Genomic DNA, 18,065 nt, shown 5'->3' on the forward strand with positions numbered 1-18,065 from the left:
GGAAATCCCATGCACTCCCCTAATTCACTCTCCATTTTTAGCCTCTTTCCCCCCAACCAACCTATCAATTTCCAAAACAAACACTACATTCATTGCAAATTCGTCATTTTTTGATAAAGTAAGAGAGATAGAAACTGATATAATCAGTCGAATAAGTTGGAGGCAAAGGAGAAGTACATATGTATTCTACTTACGGTTACTGGCGTTCACTCGTTTATCCTGACCGACTTGCCGTTGAAATAGGGCAAGGCACTGTCAATGGGTTCAAACGCCGTGTGTTTAGCGTATTCATTTTGGGCATCATCCTGTTCGTCCTCCGCGATATGTGGGGCATGAACACAGGCACGATGACGTATATCTTGGCGAACGGTTCGCTCGATGAATTCACGATCGGCCGCATCACCGCATTAGTGGGCGCCATACTTTGGGCCATGATCTATATGTCGTTCCATTTCTGGGGCGTCGCATGGATTTTGAGCATGCTTACGAAAATTCCGTTCAAGCCATTGCTGAAGTTGCAATTGGTGGTTACTGGGTTATTGCTATTTGAAAAACTTATCAACTTCCTTGTTTTCGCGGTTGCTGGAAAAACGGCAGCGGTTTCGATTCTTTCATTCGGACCACTCGCGGTAACATTCTTGGAAAATTGGTACATCATTCTTTTTGTCAATCAACTAACGATTTTCTCCGCTTTGATTATCGCGATCCAGTATCGCTTTATTAGCTTCTCGAAAGTGGAAACGTCACTTGTCGGTGAAGAAGTGGTGGAGCATAAAGGGATCCGCAAGAACGCATTGTGGATGTTGATCGCATTGCAAATTATTTTTGCATTGATCACGGCCGCAGTCGGTTTTGTTCCAATCGAAAAAATGTTGAACTTGTTAATGATTGGAGGACTATAAGATGAAAGCACAAAATATCATCGTGACGGTCCTCGTTACAGCGTTTCTGGCACTCAATATGTTATTGATGTTTGATGAAAAAAGTGTCATTCCGAAAGCACAATACGTCAGCGAGTACGAACGGTTGGCTGCGGATGATTACAAAAAAGAGCTCGACAAAGAAGGATTTATTTCGCCGAAAGAGTTGCAAACGATCTACCTGAAAGACGACCAGACAATTGATTCGTGGCTCGTTCAAGAAGGCGAGACCGTGGACTTCGGAACAGAGCTTGCTTCATTGAAAATGGATCATATCGATTCGAAGCGCAATGAATTAGAGTCGGAACTATCCGCGTTGCAAAATCAGTCGTCTTCGATTTCGCAAACGATCAGTAATCTGGAGTATGACAAGTCCTCAGCGGGCGGTTCGAAAAACGACAGTGATTATTATGATACAAATGACGAGAAAAAAGTGCGTGTGAATTTGAACGTAGGCATTGAAGTCAAAGGCGACGGCACGTTTGCGCAAGCGATTGCGGAAGCGGAGCGTGACCTCGCAGAAGTGCAGAAGAAAATAGCACTAGTCGAAGCGAAACTCGCAGAAGTGCCGAATGAATCTGCATTGACAAGCCCGGTAAATGGCTATGTCGTCGCAATCAAACGCGATAGCGAGGCACCGTCCATCGATATTTACAGCACGGACCAGACGATTGTCACGTACGTTCTCGACAACGAATGGCCAAACGTAGAAACAGGCGCGCCGGTAACAATCCAGCACGACTCGATCCAAACACCATTTACTCCGAAAGTTGATCCGGCTCAGGAAATCGAAGAACCGGAGAATGCGGAAGATGGAATCGGTAGCGAAAAAGGCAAAGCAGTAGCGTCTCTATCTGCTGACGGAGTTCCACCGAGCACTGTACCGTACGACGATCCGAAAACGGAAATCGACGGAACAGATCCGGAACCACCGGCTGTTAAGTCAGATAGTAATTCTGGAACGAATCCGAACACGACAAGTCCAAGTCCTGATGAGAACTTCGACGGCACATCCGGTAATCCAGACGGGTCTACGGACACGCCGGATAGCAGCATCGATAATTCAAACAGTAACAACTCAGGCACAGAAACAACACCGAATACGGAGACATCAACGCCAGGTACTTCGAACACGGATGGTACAACAAATCCGGATGCAACTCCTGAAGGTACGCCGAATCCTGATGGCATAACAACGAATCCAGACGGCAGTACAACGAACCCGGATGGTACAATTACGAACCCTGATGGAACCATTTCCAATCCGGAAGTGAATGAATCACCTGAAGGAAAGCCTGCATTAACAAACAAAGAAAAGAAACTAGCCGAAATCCAAGAGCGCATCACACCGGATTACCCGAACGAGATCTCCACAATTAACGGAGTCGTCGTATCGGTATCCAAAGTGCCTGCGAAAGACGATCAGTGGCTACAAGCGTATAAAGCGCTAGGCAACACACAAAAAGAAAATCCATTAGCGTATTACGAAGTGGTCGTCGCGCCATACGACGAGCAAATGGATTTACCATTCGGCACGAACGTTAATACGTTCATTCAAACGAATGAAGCCAATCAAGCAGTTAGTATTAAAACGAACTGGTTGACAGATAAATACCAAAATGCAGCGAAGGCATGGACACTAGATAGTAATGGACGAGCAGTTCAGAACGTAGTCGAAGCACCATTTACTTCTCTTGATCGCTCTGTTCTGACAATGGGCATCGAACCTGGAATGGTTGCACTGCATAGCGATGATTTGGATAGTAGTCTTGAAAATCAATCAGTCTTCCATCCACTTCCGCTTTATTTACCGGAATGGCAGCAGTGGAAAACGACTCCTTGGCAAAACTATGTACGTTATTTAATTAAACGATGAAAAAACTGCCCTTAATTGGGCAGTTTTTTTGTTTTTTGTGGGGGAGTTGGGTGGGGGGGGGCGTCGGGCGTCGCCGCTCATAGAAGTGCGTTGAGTGCTCTATGTAAGCCGTTATCTGCTCTATACCGTGGTTTAAGTGCTCTATGTGGCCACGCGAGTGCTCTATCTGGGTGGCTGAGTGATCTATTCGGCCGTTTGACCGCTCATAGCGTAGATGTTTGCTAGCGGGGTGAAGTGAAAGTGGGTCGCGCTCATAGAAGTGCGTTGAATGCTCTATGCAGGCTGTTATTCGCTCTATGCCGAGTTTTAAGTGCTCTATCCAGCCGCGTGAACGCTCTATCAAGGTGGTTGAGTGATCTATTCGGCCGTTTGACCGCTCATAGCGTAAAAGTTTGCTAGCGGGGCGAAGTGAAAGTGGGTCGCGCTCATAGAAGTGCGTTGAGTGCTCTATGTCGGCTGTTATTCGCTCTATGCAGTGGTTTAAGTGATCTATCTGGCCACGTGAGCGCTCTATTCAGGTGGTTGAGTGATCTATTCGGCCGTTTGACCGCTCATAGCGTAACTGTTCGCTGGCGGAGTGAAGTGAAAGTGGGTCGCGCTCATAGAAATGCGTTGAGTGCTCTATGCAAGCCGTTATCTGCTCTATGTCGGGATTAAAGTGATCTATCTGGCCACGCGAGCGCTCTATTCAGGTGGCTGAGTGATCTATTCGGCCGTTTGACCGCTCATAGCATCACAGAAAAAATACGACTAAAGTAACGTTTTTAACAAAAATCCTCCCAAACTCCAAGAAACAGACAGCGGAAACTCATTTTCCTCCATCAAATCGACCTCAAAACTCAATTTCCCTCCTAAAAAGCACACCGAAATTCAATTTCATCCATAACCTTCCAACTCCATGCATCTCTTGCTACAATAAACACATAAAACAAAGGAAGTGAAACCACATAATCTACAAAACACGTACCATCCCCAAGTTAATCATCGGTCAACAAGTATTACTGAAACGCCTGCCAGTTGATCACGAGAAGTACGAGAAAATTCGCAACGATTTCTACAACGGTAAAGCAGGCTTTGGCGGCGAAAGGGAATTCGACTACCAGCTACGCGATTTTATCCCGCCGTATCCACATGCAATTCTCCACGACGTATTCCTGAAACACGAACATGCTTACTTCCAAATCGATTCTATCCTCATTACGCCGAGTGCTATCGTGTTGTTTGAAATCAAGAACATGGCCGGCAAGCTGCATATTAAACAAAATCCTACCCAGTTTATTCGTGAATCAGTTGGCGGTGAACGCACCGTTTTGCGAAGTCCGATTGAAGAAATGGAGCGCAAGAAACACTATCTCACTAGCTGGCTGCAAGCGCGTAACCTCGAAATTCCGCTCATTGACTACATCGTCTTCGCCTACCAAAATGAACTCACCATAGAAAACACATCATCCCACCGTCTGGTATTCTCCTATGAAATTCCGAATCGTCTTCGAAATATGGAAATGAAAGAGGAATTATTGACCGCGGACCAGATCAAGAGATTGGCAAATGAACTCATGAAAGCACATCGCCAGTACGATCCGTTCCCGCTGATTGAAAAGTATGGGCTTTCTATCAAAGATCTGGCAACCGGTGTCGCGTGCACAAATTGCCAGCAGCTAACGATGTTGTGGCGGACCAGAAGTTGGCAATGTCGTGCGTGCGGCCATCGTGATCGCCATGCTCATCATGCGACGCTTGCGGAGTGGTACTGTATTAGCGGCGGCCAACTAACCAATAAGCAATTCCGCCATTTTGCAAACATCTCCTCGCGTCACATAGCCAAGCGGATGCTTGCGAACTCCTATACAGAAATGTCTGGAATCAAGCGGCACGCCACATATCAGCTCTCCCCACAACTTCTTAAAATCCGTGAATTGTCTCTTTAAATACCTAAAAACCAGCGCGTATATTACCCAACCGCTGGTTTTTCATGATAATTGGATTATATGAATGCTCAATGAAACCGCCTAACCGATCATACTTATAGTGTGGCCGCTCTATCAGAGTCTTTGAGTGATCATAGAAGTTACGCGACCGCTCTATGGGGCGCGTAATCCGATCATAGAAGCCAAGTAACCGCTCATAGCCCGAGATGGAGCGCGGGACGGGGCGTGGTAAGGTGACTTGCTCAATGTTCGTGTCTGAGTGCTCTATCTACGTGGTTGGGCGCTCTATCCAGACTTGTGAGTGCTCTATTAGCGTCTCTGGCCGCTCTATCGCACGGCCTAAGTGCTCATAGAACTCCCACCACCGCTCATAGGCCATTACGCCACTAACACCATAAACCTATAAAGAATCATAAAACTCTAGCAAATACTACAAAATCCCTACCAAAACACCAGTGAAATACCGTATACTTTTAACAAAAGGGGGACGTTTATATGAATCTATTAAGTAACAAAAAGTTATTCTTAAGTACTATAGCTATGACAGTTGCGGTATCTGCGACAGGAGTGGCTACGCCGACACCAGTGGAGGCGGCTAAACCCGTTACATTCAAAGATGTGCCGGAGAAACATTATGCTTACGATGCCGTCACCTATATGGCTGCCAATGAAATTATCAAAGGGTATGCCGACAATACATATCGCCTGAACAAACCTGTCACGCGTGCTCAGGCGGCCAAAATGATAGCGGTTTCTATTGGAGCGAAGCCGAGCCATGCGTATAAAATAGACTTTAAGGATGTTACCGAAGACAACGGGTCATATGATCATATCCGTGCATTGACGCAGCGGGGACTATTTAAGAACGCGGAAAAGTTCAATCCGAATAAACCGTTGACTCGCGGACAAATGGCGAAGCTGCTAGTTCTTGGCTATCATATCGTTACCGACGACAACGACTTCATTATCTTTGATGATGTCAAAAAGAGCAGTGGCGCATATGAATATATTATTACGATCGCGGAACTCAATATTACGACGACGCGACCGGGTGGGAAATTTAATCCGAATGAGCCGGTCACGCGTGGTCAAATGGCAGCATTCCTCTATAGAACGATGCAATTCGACGAAAATCGTAAAAAAGGTCTGATTACGTATGACAATCAAAAGAAAGGCTATGTCGATCAGAACAAAAATCTGATCAAGCCGAATCCTGATAATCAAAAGCCAGCACCAGAGAAACCAAAACCAGTGCCACCGAAGCCTAAGCCGGAACCGCCAAAACCTGTTCCGCCAAAACCGACACCAGTACCACCAGCACCAAAACCAGAGCCGCCGAAGCCTAAACCAGAACCACCAAAGCCAGCACCTGAACAACCATCACTTGCGGCGCAGTCTATTATAGCGGTCAACATGAAACGGACGAATGCTGATGTTAAAGCGTTGTCGGCAGATCCTGCGCTCAACCGAATAGCTAGCGCACGGGCAGAAGATTTGGTGAAGCTTGGGGAATTGTCACATATTACGCCGACATATGGTACGGCAGAAGAGATGCTTAAGAAGTTTGATTATAATTGGTTGGCTTTTGGTGAGAACCTTGGCGAGGGGTATACTGATGCGCTAGTCATCACCAATGACTGGTATAACTCTCCGTCGCATAAAGAAAACTTAATGAGTCCGATATTTACGCATATTGGCGCAGGCACAGCTCAAGATAAAAATGGTAAAATTTATTGGGTCACACTATATTCGAAAAAATAATTATAGTTAGCCGCTTAACCACCGGTGTTTAGGGTATAGTGAAAAGATACATACATTTACCAAGCCCGACCGAATAAAGGAGGAAGCGCAATGAAACAAACTCTATTTGCACTAGTAGCTGTTTTTGCTTGGCTCTATGTGACACCCGCTACAGAAGCCGCGACTCTCGACGAAGTAAAGGAAATTGTCGAATTGTACTATTACGGCGAACAGCCAACTAATCTTCATAAAGCAAGAAACGTCACAGAAGTCGTTCGACAGCTTGACGAATACTCGGTCTATATGACGCCTGCTGAATATACTGATTATCTCAATCAATACGCAAGCGCTAAAGCACCTGCGCAAGTCGCGGCTGTGGCAGCACCGTACAATCTGGATAACGTCCAATCGCATATGATGTATGGCAACGTCGGTTATCTAAAGATCAAAACGTTCTCTGCGCATTTGCTTGACGACGTCAACAACCATTGGAGTCAATTAAAAAGCCAAGGCGCTGAGAAACTCGTTCTGGATTTGCGCTTTAACGGTGGCGGTTATGTCGAAAGTGCAGAACAATTACTAGGCTTCTTTCCGAAAGTAAAAGAAGCATACCAATTGCAAACGCGCGAGGGCACACAGGTAGGGAAAGTTATTCCTGCGAAGAATAAATTCCCTGCAGACACATACGTACTCGTTAACCGCTACTCGGCATCAGCATCTGAAATCGTTGCAGTTAGCCTGAAGGATCAAAGCGCTGCGAACGTAGTAGGGGAGACGACAAAAGGCAAAGGTAGCGTCCAGTCGTTATTTGAATTAGAAAACGGTGGTGCGCTGAAGTTAACAACAGGTCACTACACAGGACCTAAAGGAACACCTGTACAACATAAAGGTGTGAATCCGAACATCAGCATGAAGCCAGGAACAGAGCAATCAGGCATGCATAAACGCCTCGTCACTTCTGATCTGATCTCGCAAGGCTACAAGTTCGTCAAAGGACCAACTGGTGTACCGCAGTCGAAGGTGTTTAATGTAGAGTTTACACAGAAGATGAACTTCGGTCCTGCGAAAGATTTCAACAAGATGGAACTTGTGAAGTTCGGAAGCGTCTCTATACAAACAACTAAAAAAGCTAGCAATGATAAAACGATGACGATCCAGCCGGCGAAACCTATGGCGCTTGGAGCGGAGTATATGCTCATCGTCCACCCGGGAATCAAAGGGGTTAACGGGTTGAATGTAGTGAATGGAACGTATACGCCTTATACCGTTCAGGCACGAGCTAAATAAATTGGTGATGAGGAAGAGAAGTTGGTATACTTGGTAAATGGAGTGAAGGGGAAGGCAACGTGGATCGACGCTGCAGGCGGACGCTTTCCCATGGGCTCGGCTTGAGCCGCTTCCTACGCTTCGCTCCGTCCAGGGTCTCAAGGCTTTCGCTGATCCATCGGGAGTCCCCGCCTTCCGCTTACGATCCACTGGGTATTCTTTTGGATTTTGAGCGGAAGTGCCAAAGCTAAAAGTACTCATTATTACTAAATGTATCTATTAAGGCAAAGGATGAAGAGATTCATCCTTTCTCTTTGAATTGAAATGTGTTGAGTCGCGTGTTCTTGAACTTGAACATCCAACACAAAGAGAATGTGGTTACTTACTTGTTACCACACTACAGGTAAGACCGAAACGAAAGGCGGCGACTCCCGCGGGATAAGCATGAGCCTTGAGACCCCGCAGCGAAGCGAGGAGACTCAAGCCATGCCCGCAGGAAAGCGTCCGCCTGTAGTGCAGGTCTCAACCCTTATCCAAAGTATCTAACCACAACCTAAATTAAGAAAGCGAAGGTATCATACACTATGGAAAAGAAATTATGCGTAGTAGGCCTAGGCTACATCGGCCTTCCAACTGCCGTTATGTTCGCAAACAGCGGCTTGCAAGTACACGGCGTCGACCGTAACGAACGCGTCGTCAACCTAATCAACAACAAACAACTACATATAGAAGAAAACGGCCTGCAAGAACGTCTTGAACAAGCCGTAGACGCAGGGCACTTCAAAGCATCGACTACACCAATAGAAGCAGACGTCTACATCATCGCGGTACCGTCGCCAATCAATCCGGATAACACGGCGAACTTGGAATTCATCCGTGCGGCAACTGCATCGATTGTGCCTTTCGTCAAAAAAGGCGCGTTAGTTATTTTGGAATCAACAGTCCCACCAAAGACTGTCGAAAACATTATGCTTCCTGAATTACGTAAAACAGATCTAATCATCGGAGAAGAACTATTCGTCTCCCATTCACCTGAGCGCGTAATACCAGGCAAGATTTTCGAAGAACTAGTAAACAACGACCGCATCGTCGGTGGGATCAATGCGAAATCAGCGGAAATGACAAAGGATCTTTATGAAGCTTTCGTCAAAGGGACCATCCACCTGACAGACGCAACGACAGCTGAACTTGTAAAAGTAATGGAAAACACATATCGCGACGTCAACATCGCATTTGCGAATGAACTTGCTAAAATCGCAGAAGGTATCGACGTAGATATTTGGGAAGCGATCAAGTTCGCGAACTTCCACCCACGTGTCAATATCCATACACCAGGTCCAGGAGTTGGCGGTCACTGTATCGCAGTCGATCCATGGTTCTTAGTCGAACTGGCACCGGAAAAAGCGGATATTATCAAAAAAGCACGTAATACAAACGACGGCATGCCGATGTACACAGCACAGCGCGCGCAGCGTTTGCTAAAAGAATACAATGTCGAAAACGGTAAAGTGGCGGTTCTTGGTTTAGCGTTCAAAGGCAACGTCGACGACATGCGCGAAAGTCCGTCAACGAAAGTGATTGATTCACTGCAAGAACTAGGCTTAGATGTCGTATCATTCGATCCGCACATCAAAGAATTACAGCATTCGACGCAAGTTGCGACACTTGAAGAAGCGATCGGTTCGGCTGATCTCCTTCTATTAACTACAGACCATGACCAATTCAAGCAACTTGATCCAGCAATCTTGCAGACGAAACAACCAAGACCGATTATGTTGGATACGAAAAATGCACTCGATGCAGATAAATGGGAAAAAGCAGAATATCGCTTCTTCAAACTTGGAGATGGCAAAAAAGAGGGGCAGCTATACAAATGAAAGAAGAAATACTAGGCGTCTCGGTCAATACGGAAAATTACGACGAACTGATTCCAAAAGTCTTCGAGAATATCGATGAAGGAAAGAAATCACTTATTGTCGCGATCAATCCGGAAAAGTTGATGAAAGCAAAAGAAGACCCTGAGCTTAAAGCATTGCTTAACCGAGCGGAATTCCAAATTCCTGATGGTATTGGTGTAATACTTGCTTCTAAGTTAAAAAAAGGTCAGATTCGTTCACGTGTTACAGGAATCGACATGATGGACCGCGTCGTACAGGAAGCCGCCGTCAGAGGAAAGCGCATTTTCCTCTACGGTGCAAAACCTGGAGTGGCGGAAGAAGCTGCCGCTAGATTACAAGTAATGCATCCAAACATCAAAATCGCTGGTGTTCAACACGGATATGAAAAGAATGTACAAGTTGTACTCGACACGATCAACCAAGCGCAACCGGATATCCTATTCGTCGCGATGGGTTCACCTAAACAAGAGCAGTGGATCGAAGAACATCGTAACCAGCTGCATCCAATCCTATTCCAAGGAGTAGGCGGATCGTTTGACGTATTGGCAGGCAACATCAAAAGAGCACCAGCTGCGTTTCAAAAAGCTGGGGCGGAATGGTTGTATAGACTATTATTAGAACCTAGCAGAATCAAAAGACAGATGAATCTACCAAAATTTCTAGTAGAAGTTTATCGAAAGAAGTAATTATGAAGTGGGTTGGGGGTTAGCGTACCCCAACTTAACCTTCAATTCCAAACCACTACCTAACTCCTACATTCTACTTCTCTACTATACCTAAGAAAAATCTACTTATATCTACATAAACAACCAACAAAAGTAAATAAAGAAGTTTTATACTAATGTGTTACTATCTTGTAATCTAGTTAACTTAATGATAGAATACGAAGTTGTAAGGATAATTTTCTCTTTAGCATATAGCACAATACGTGCAAAGCGTTACGGTTGGTTGACCGCAAACAAAAAGGCTTGAACAGTTCCCATCTGTTCAAGCCTTTTTGTTTGGTAAAATTATCTTGTGTGCCCAGGATACACTATTTTTGAAATGCTATGGAAATAACTTGTATTTTATCAAACTTTCGATACAATAGTAGAGGGGACAAAAATATAATGTCGCCATGTGCTATTAGACTAGCATATATTTTAAGATTCAATTGACTTTTAGCACATTCTTATCTATACTTTAATGTGTAATGCCTACTACTTTCATACATAGGTAGTAACTGGCAAAAACAAGAGATATTACGAGGAGGAAATTATTTAATGGCTAACCAACCAACGAAATACCGCAAGTTTGTAGTAGGGGCTGCTTCAGCTGCACTAGTAGCATCAGCAGTAGCACCAGTAGCATTCGCGGCAGAATTCACAGATGTTAAAGACAACAACTCACACAAAGCAGCGATCGACGCTCTTTCTGATGCAGGTGTTATCTCAGGATACCCAGATGGTACATTCCAACCAAACAAAACACTTACACGTTCTGACGTTGTAAAGTTAATGGGTAAATGGTTAGTAGCAGAAGGATACAAAGTTCCTACTGACTACAAAACTAAACCACGTTTCTCTGACTTGAAGACTACATCTAACGATGAGCTTCTAAAAATGTCAGCACTAGTATATGACAACGGCGTATTCGTAGGTAAACCAGATGGTTCACTTGACGCTGCTGGCGATATCACTCGTGAAAACATGGCAATCGTTCTTGTACGTGCATTCGACCGCGTATATGACGTTGATCTAGTTTCATACGTAAAAGGACAAGAATTCAAAAAAGACGTTACTGACCTAGGCAAAGCGAAAGCTGAAGCTCGTCCGGCTATCGACGTTCTTGACTTCTTCGACATCACAAACCCAGCTGCACCAGAGTTCAACCCTAAAAACACAACAACTCGTGGACAGTTCGCTTCATTCCTTTACAAGACTACTAAAGTAGACTTCGATCAAATCGGTGGAGAAGCTGTAGCTCCTGGAGTTGCATCGGTTAAGGCGGTTAACGCTACTACTGTTGAAGTAACGTTCAAAGACAAGGTAGAGAATGTTAACTCACTAAACTTCACAATTGACGGATTGACTGTTTCTAACGCTGCAGTTAAACAATCTGACAATAAGACTGTTGTATTGACTACTGCTGTTCAAAAAGGTGGAGAAAAGTACACAGTAAAATTGGATGACAAAGCAATTGGTTCATTCAGTGGTGTATCTGCAGTTGTTCCGACTTCTGTGAAATTTACTTCAAATTCTAATGCTGTTAAAGTAGGTACTCAACATATCCTAACTGCTGACGTTGGCGTAAAGGAAGCAAACATTCCTGTAACATTCAATATTGATGCTCCTGCTGGTAGCCTTAACCAGGATGAAATCGTTGAAGTTATGACAAATGCTGAAGGTATTGCGACATATTCTTATACTCGTTATGCAGCAGGCGTTGATACTGTATCTGTATACCCTACAGGCTCACCAGCAACTCGTGACGTAGCTACTATTTACTGGGGTGTTGAACAAGTCCTATCTGTGACTGCAGCTGACATCGAAAGTAATACAACAAATAACCAACAGTCTCGCGAATACACAGCGAAATTGGTTAATCCGGCTACAGGCGAACCACTTCAAAATGTTACTTTGCATGCTACATTCAAAGAAAACATTGATAAAGATACAAAAAATGATACAAATGCAACAATCAGCACTGGTGCTGGTACAGCAATCACTCCTTACCAGTCTGAAAACAACCAGCGTGTTGCTACAATCAGAACTAACAATAAAGGTGAAGCTACATTCACAGTAACTGGTTCTAACACTGAGGCAACTCCAATCGTATTCTTAGATCAGGTTGCTCCAGCAAACTTTGATAACACTGTTATCTTTGGTAACGGGAATAGTCGTCTAGATGCACGTGAACTTCAAGTTGTTGCTCCTACAACTAAGTTTGTTGGCGCTCAACAAGGTTATACTTTCAAATTCACGAAGCCAGCATCTTCAACTGAAGCAGCTGTAGGTTCTGCATTTGAATATGAAGTAGAAGTATTGAAAAAAGATGGTAAGGCTTGGGCTGGCGGAACAATCCACGTAGGTTTGGATGAGCTATTAGATTCAAGTATCTCAACAGATACAGCTGCGCGTATTCAAACTAGCGCTTCAGTAGTTGCGGCACGTGGCGCTGTTACTGGAACACAAGGAACTGTAGCAGTAGCGGATAAAGTTCGTATTACTTTAGACGAAAACGGGAAAGCTACTTTCAATGTGATTTCTGCAGTAGCTAACACAACTGCAACACCTTCAGTATGGATTGATCAAGTAGAACAAGGTTCAAGCGATGGTGTTCGTCAAGATCAGGAACCACAATTGAACGGTCCTGCTATCACATTCCGTGACGAAGTAGTTACACAAGTAAACCTTGCAGACGTAACTGCTGGACTTACGACTCGTGGTGCATATGTTTCTAATAACGCAGTAGCACCTGAATTGCGTCTACAGTTGAGAAATCAAAGTAATGCAGCTTCATCTGCTACAAGAATCACAGACGTTCAATATACGTTGACAAACACAGGTACTACACCGATCACAGTTAATCTAGTTGCCAACAACTTTACTGTAGCTACAGGTACTGCAGTAAATAATGTCACAATCGCAGCAGGTAACAGCTATACTGTTACTGGTATTGCAAATGGTACAACAAATGCTGTTTCTCTAGGTGTAAATGCTGTAGATACTAATCAAATTGGAAAGCTGTCAATTGATGGCCGTGTTAACACACCACAAGGTAGCACAGCTAACAACAACTTGAATCTGGCTGGCGCAACAAAGACTGTTGAATTTGTTAACTCTCAGGCGCAACAAACAGGCGAGTTGACTGGTGAAGTTGTAGGATATAGCACAGCTGATGTTGCTGGTCAAGGTGGAAATCATGGCTATGTAATAGTAAAGGTTGACGGACAAGGTACTGCAAGTGCACCTGTTTATCGCCACTATGCTTACGACAACAGTAACGATACATTCTATGTTGGTACTTCAGCTAACTTTGCAGCATTGACGCAAGGTACTATTGCTAACTTTGAAAGTGCGTTATCTGTAGGTGACCGTATCAGCATTAACTCTGTATCTTATACAGGTGTTCGTTTGATTAACGTAGATAACAGCAGTAACGGTACACAAGTATCTGGAAATACTGGAGCAACTGCTGATACAACGCCACCGACAATGACTTCTGCTGTAGCAACAGGTAATAATACTGTTGTAATTACTTTCAGCGAAAACATTAAATCATCTGGTACTGCTGCTCAAATTGGAGCTCAATTCTCAGTAGACCATAATGATGATGGTTCAGTGACTGATGCTGGTACTAGCGGTGTGATTTCTGGAAATCAATTAACATTAACGACTACTAGTACTATTGCTACTGCTGATATCGGAGCTATAACTTACACTGTAGGAGCTACACCAGCAATTACAGATTTAGCGGATAATGCTTTAGCGTCTCCATCAACTCTTGTTGATGCAGATACAACTGTTAGTTTCGGTGTGGGCGCTAATGCATCAACGCAAGCAGCTGCTGGAGTTTCACCTGTAGCAGAAAAATCTTCAACATTATTCACAGCTGCGACAGGTAACTCAGGGGCATTTGAAGTAACATTTGCAGATGGAACTCTATCTCAAGCAGTTCCTGTAACAAATATTGTTGCGGGAGATGATGCTTCAACAGTAGCTACTAAAATTGCAACGGCATTAAATAATAATTCAACTTTCGCAGCTGATTATACAGCTTCAACTAATAACGGAGCAGTAATTACAACTCAAAATGCTGGAAGCGAATCTAATGCTACTCCATCATTAACAGTAACTAATGCAGGTACTGCAGGCGTAACAGTTACTACAGCTACAGCAGAAACAGTTGCTGGTTCGGCTGGAACAGCAGCTCAATTCAATACTGTTGTTACATCAGGTAACTTAACTGGAGCTACATTAACTAAAAATGTTACAGTTACAGACACTAAAACTGGTATTAACAGAACAGTTCCTGTAACATTCCTTGCAACTGACAATACTCCTACATTAGCTGCAACACGTATTGCTAATGCATTGAATGCTGATCCAGTTGTTGCACCTGCATTTACTGCTAACGATAATGCTGGAACGTTAGAATTAACTCAAGCAACTGACTTTGGTCCAACAGTAGTTACAGTTACAGTTCAATAATAAGTTATAAGTTCGGGTTCGGGTGCCAGGTTCTAGTTCGAGGTACCTGTGCATCACACAATTCAGACACTATTCTGATAATAAAATAGTCTAGTAGCTGAAGAATTATGACTCTGTGGAGAGCAATCCCCACAGGGTCTTTTTCTGTTCCTACCGTTCCAACTACCTTTTCAAATAGATATTATATTCCTGAATACACGAAGCGTCCTTAGCCATTCAACTGGTTAAGGACGCTTTCTACTTTAGGAGGAGAAATTATGAAAGAAACCAATCCCTACACGAACAGTCAACAAGCATCAGAAACAGCATCCACGCAATCACCCTCATCCAAGTCCCATCCAGCCAAGCGAGTAGATATTGTGTCCTTGCGAATGGTCAAAGAATCCAGCCTATTATACAAGAACCGTTCTATTAAAAGTCCCGAAGATGGCTACCAACTGTTCAAGCAATTCCTTGGGGAATTGGATCGGGAATACTTTGTCGTCATGTGTTTGGACGTGAAGAATCAGCCGACAGCGATCAACGTCTGTCACATTGGTAGTTTGAATGCGAGCATTGTCCATCCACGGGAAATGATGAAAACTGCGATTCTGTCCAATGCTGCCTCGCTCATTGTTGCGCACAACCACCGTGTGACATGTTCGTAACTGAAAAGGTTACGCACGCTGTCTGAAAGTCCAAAAGACTGTAAGAGAGTCGTGAACTCTTAACTCGATAGGTAGAATGATGGGGTAACGCCTTGAAATGCCTACTCTGATACTCCGACATGCGCTATTCGAATGTATATAAGAATAGGGTGTGAAGCTCGGTAAAGTCGGCTGAAAGTTGTCGTAGTGCCATTTGGTAACCGAAAGCTAACCAGAGGTGGTTGGTGCAACCGATAGGTCGGGAGTCTTAAAAAACTTGATATGGTGAGAATGTGGTAAAACACTGACGAACTAGCGAATGAAATGTCTGTAAGTGGCGAGCACTTAGAAATGAGTGAGCTTGATGAAAGAATCAAGTGCGTTCCGTGGGCGAGTACCTATGGTGGTTTCGAAAGCTTCATGCACCGTTACAGGCGGTGGAGAGGACGCCAGGCAAGAGCTAGCACCTAAGTTAAGACATGGATAGAGTTAAGGGAACGTGGAAAGCTATTAACATGGAGAGTATACACTCGATGAAGTGGTAGGAAGGAAAGGATTCGTCTATAACTTTCTTTTGTGATAGTGAGAGTAGAGGCATGAGCTTTGAAGTTTCTATAATGGAAATGGAGCAACAGCCTCAAGTCGTTTAGTCAAATTTATTTCAACTCAATCACCTCAAGGATTCTCGTATGACTAAAAAGGTCACGAGCCAGAAATGGAGCGTGATAGACCTTGAAAGAAAATTATAAGAAAATCCCTAGAATGAAAAATACAAGGCTACGTCATGCAGAATACTACGGCATGACAGAAACCTTTGATACGCTTTTTGTAAAAAGTAAAGAAAATCAAAAGTTGACGAATCTAATGCCTATTATCACCTCAGACGATAATATCCTTCTCGCTTATCGAAATATCAAGCGGAATAACGGGAGTGCAACGGCTGGCGTGGATAAAGTCACAATCAATGACATTGAAAAGTTGAGTACAAATGAATTCATTGAAATTGTGAGGAAAAGATTCGCTCAATACAATCCTCGGAAAGTAAGACGTGTGGAAATACCAAAACCTAATGGAAAAACTAGACCGTTAGGAATTCCCTCTATGTGGGATCGAGTAGCGCAACAATGCATTCTACAAGTTTTGGAACCGATATGCGAGGCTAAATTCTATAAATACAGTTTCGGTTTTCGACCCACTAAGTCAGCGGAAAATGCAATTTCTGCATGTGCTGTACGGATAAGCAGGAGCAAAATGCAATACGTAGTGGATGTGGATATCAAAGGCTTCTTTGATGAAGTGAAACATTCAAAACTTATGCAACAAATATGGACGATGGGCATCCGGGATAAACAATTACTTGTTATACTTCGGAAAATGCTCAAAGCACCAATTGTTTTGCCTAATGGAAAAACTGTATATCCAACAAAAGGGACACCACAAGGAGGAATACTTTCTCCTTTGTTAGCGAATATCAATTTAAATGAATTCGATTGGTGGATAGCTAATCAATGGGAGAGTAAGAAATGTCGTAATATCAACGACTACCTTATTAAGAAAACGGGACTGTATAGCCATCAATATAGATACAGACAGCTAAGGGAAACATCCAAACTAAAAGAAATGTATATTGTTCGCTACGCTGACGACTTTAAAATCTTTACGACAACACATTCAAATGCTGAGAAAATATTTACGGCAAGTAAAATGTGGCTAGAAGAGCGGTTAAACCTTCCGATATCAGAAGAGAAATCTCAAATTACGAATCTTAAAAAGAAGAGTAGCGAATTTCTTGGCTTTGAACTGAAAATGGAACGAAAAGGATATGACCGTTTGGGTCGTAAGAATTATGTCTGTCAATCACATATAGCAGAAAAAGCACGAATGAGGATTAAGAAACAACTCAAAGACCATATCAAACTTATGCAAAAAGCACCTAACGGAACGGCATTAATCAAAAATGTTCAAATCTACAATAGTATGGTCATTGGCATTCATAATTATTATCAAATCGCAACGCAAGTAAATGCAAGTTTGATGCCAATACAATACCAACTAACACTAGTAGAACGCCATCGATTAAGACAGTTCTCATTAAGGAAAACAACCAACTATATAATTAAAGACCAAGGTTTGAAGCCTTACTTAAAATCGGAAATGACAAGATATATAAATGGATATCCTCTTATTCCTATAGGGTTTATTAAAACGAAAACAGCGTTAATGCCCAAAAATGGTGTTAATAAATTCACCGTTGAGGGACGTGAACTAATGCATAAAGAACAAAAGTCGGTTCCAAACTGGCAAGTTCAATGGATTAGGAAGCATCCTGTCATTAACGAACGGGCAACGATAGAGTTTAATGATAATCGAATATCGCTGTTCGTTGCTCAAAAAGGAAAATGTGCTGTATTAGGGGAAGAGTTAATTCTGGCGGAAATGGATTGTCACCATAAACAATTATGGAGTCTGACGAAAGACGATAGATATTCCTGTCGCCTTCAAAAAGTCCATCCGGACAGAATTCACCAAGATTTCTCGAGATGGCTTTCATATTTCCTTGGAGAGAATCTGAAAATTAAGCTTCATTTCATTAATACAATATGTAAAAAGTGAACATAA

At 43.4% G+C, this 18,065-nt stretch carries 9 protein-coding genes and 1 pseudogene; all 10 read left to right on the forward strand.

The window, feature by feature from the left end; genetic code table 11:
* Positions 1 to 179: 179 nt before the first annotated feature.
* Positions 180 to 902 (forward strand): hypothetical protein, encoded by a 723-nt coding sequence (locus CSV76_RS06795; RefSeq protein WP_099625063.1) that lies wholly within the window; start codon positions 180 to 182, stop codon positions 900 to 902.
* A 1-nt stretch (position 903) separates the two neighbouring features.
* On the forward strand, positions 904 to 2,796 hold the full coding sequence (locus tag CSV76_RS06800; protein WP_099625064.1) for an HlyD family secretion protein: 1,893 nt from the start codon (positions 904 to 906) through the stop codon (positions 2,794 to 2,796).
* Positions 2,797 to 3,836: 1,040 nt separating this feature from the next.
* Positions 3,837 to 4,724, forward strand: coding sequence for a nuclease-related domain-containing protein (locus CSV76_RS06805; protein ID WP_255406934.1), 888 nt, complete (start codon positions 3,837 to 3,839; stop codon positions 4,722 to 4,724).
* Positions 4,725 to 5,219: 495 nt separating this feature from the next.
* Positions 5,220 to 6,485 carry a CAP and S-layer homology domain-containing protein gene (locus CSV76_RS06810; RefSeq protein WP_099625066.1) on the forward strand — a complete coding sequence of 422 codons (1,266 nt, stop codon included), beginning with the start codon at positions 5,220 to 5,222 and terminating at the stop codon, positions 6,483 to 6,485.
* 90 nt (positions 6,486 to 6,575) lie between these two features.
* Positions 6,576 to 7,751 (forward strand): S41 family peptidase, encoded by a 1,176-nt coding sequence (locus tag CSV76_RS06815; protein ID WP_099625067.1) that lies wholly within the window; start codon positions 6,576 to 6,578, stop codon positions 7,749 to 7,751.
* 563 nt (positions 7,752 to 8,314) lie between these two features.
* A complete protein-coding gene (locus CSV76_RS06820) occupies positions 8,315 to 9,607 on the forward strand; it encodes a nucleotide sugar dehydrogenase (protein ID WP_099625068.1) in 1,293 nt (430 codons plus the stop codon).
* A complete protein-coding gene (locus CSV76_RS06825) occupies positions 9,604 to 10,314 on the forward strand; it encodes a WecB/TagA/CpsF family glycosyltransferase (protein ID WP_099625069.1) in 711 nt (236 codons plus the stop codon). Before CSV76_RS06820 ends, CSV76_RS06825 begins: the two co-directional genes overlap by 4 nt.
* A 576-nt stretch (positions 10,315 to 10,890) precedes the next feature.
* Positions 10,891 to 14,820, forward strand: a complete 3,930-nt coding sequence (locus CSV76_RS06830; RefSeq protein ID WP_099625070.1) for an S-layer homology domain-containing protein — start codon at positions 10,891 to 10,893, stop codon at positions 14,818 to 14,820.
* Between the two features lie 371 nt (positions 14,821 to 15,191).
* Positions 15,192 to 15,449 (forward strand): annotated as a pseudogene (locus CSV76_RS06835) (JAB domain-containing protein); the annotation flags it as partial.
* Positions 15,450 to 16,208: 759 nt separating this feature from the next.
* Positions 16,209 to 18,059 (forward strand): group II intron reverse transcriptase/maturase, encoded by a 1,851-nt coding sequence (gene ltrA / locus CSV76_RS06845; RefSeq protein ID WP_483315645.1) that lies wholly within the window; start codon positions 16,209 to 16,211, stop codon positions 18,057 to 18,059.
* The last annotated feature ends 6 nt before the right edge of the window (positions 18,060 to 18,065 follow it).

The sequence above is a fragment of the Sporosarcina sp. P17b genome (genome assembly GCF_002743115.1).
In the GTDB taxonomy this organism is placed as follows: domain Bacteria; phylum Bacillota; class Bacilli; order Bacillales_A; family Planococcaceae; genus Sporosarcina; species Sporosarcina ureae_C.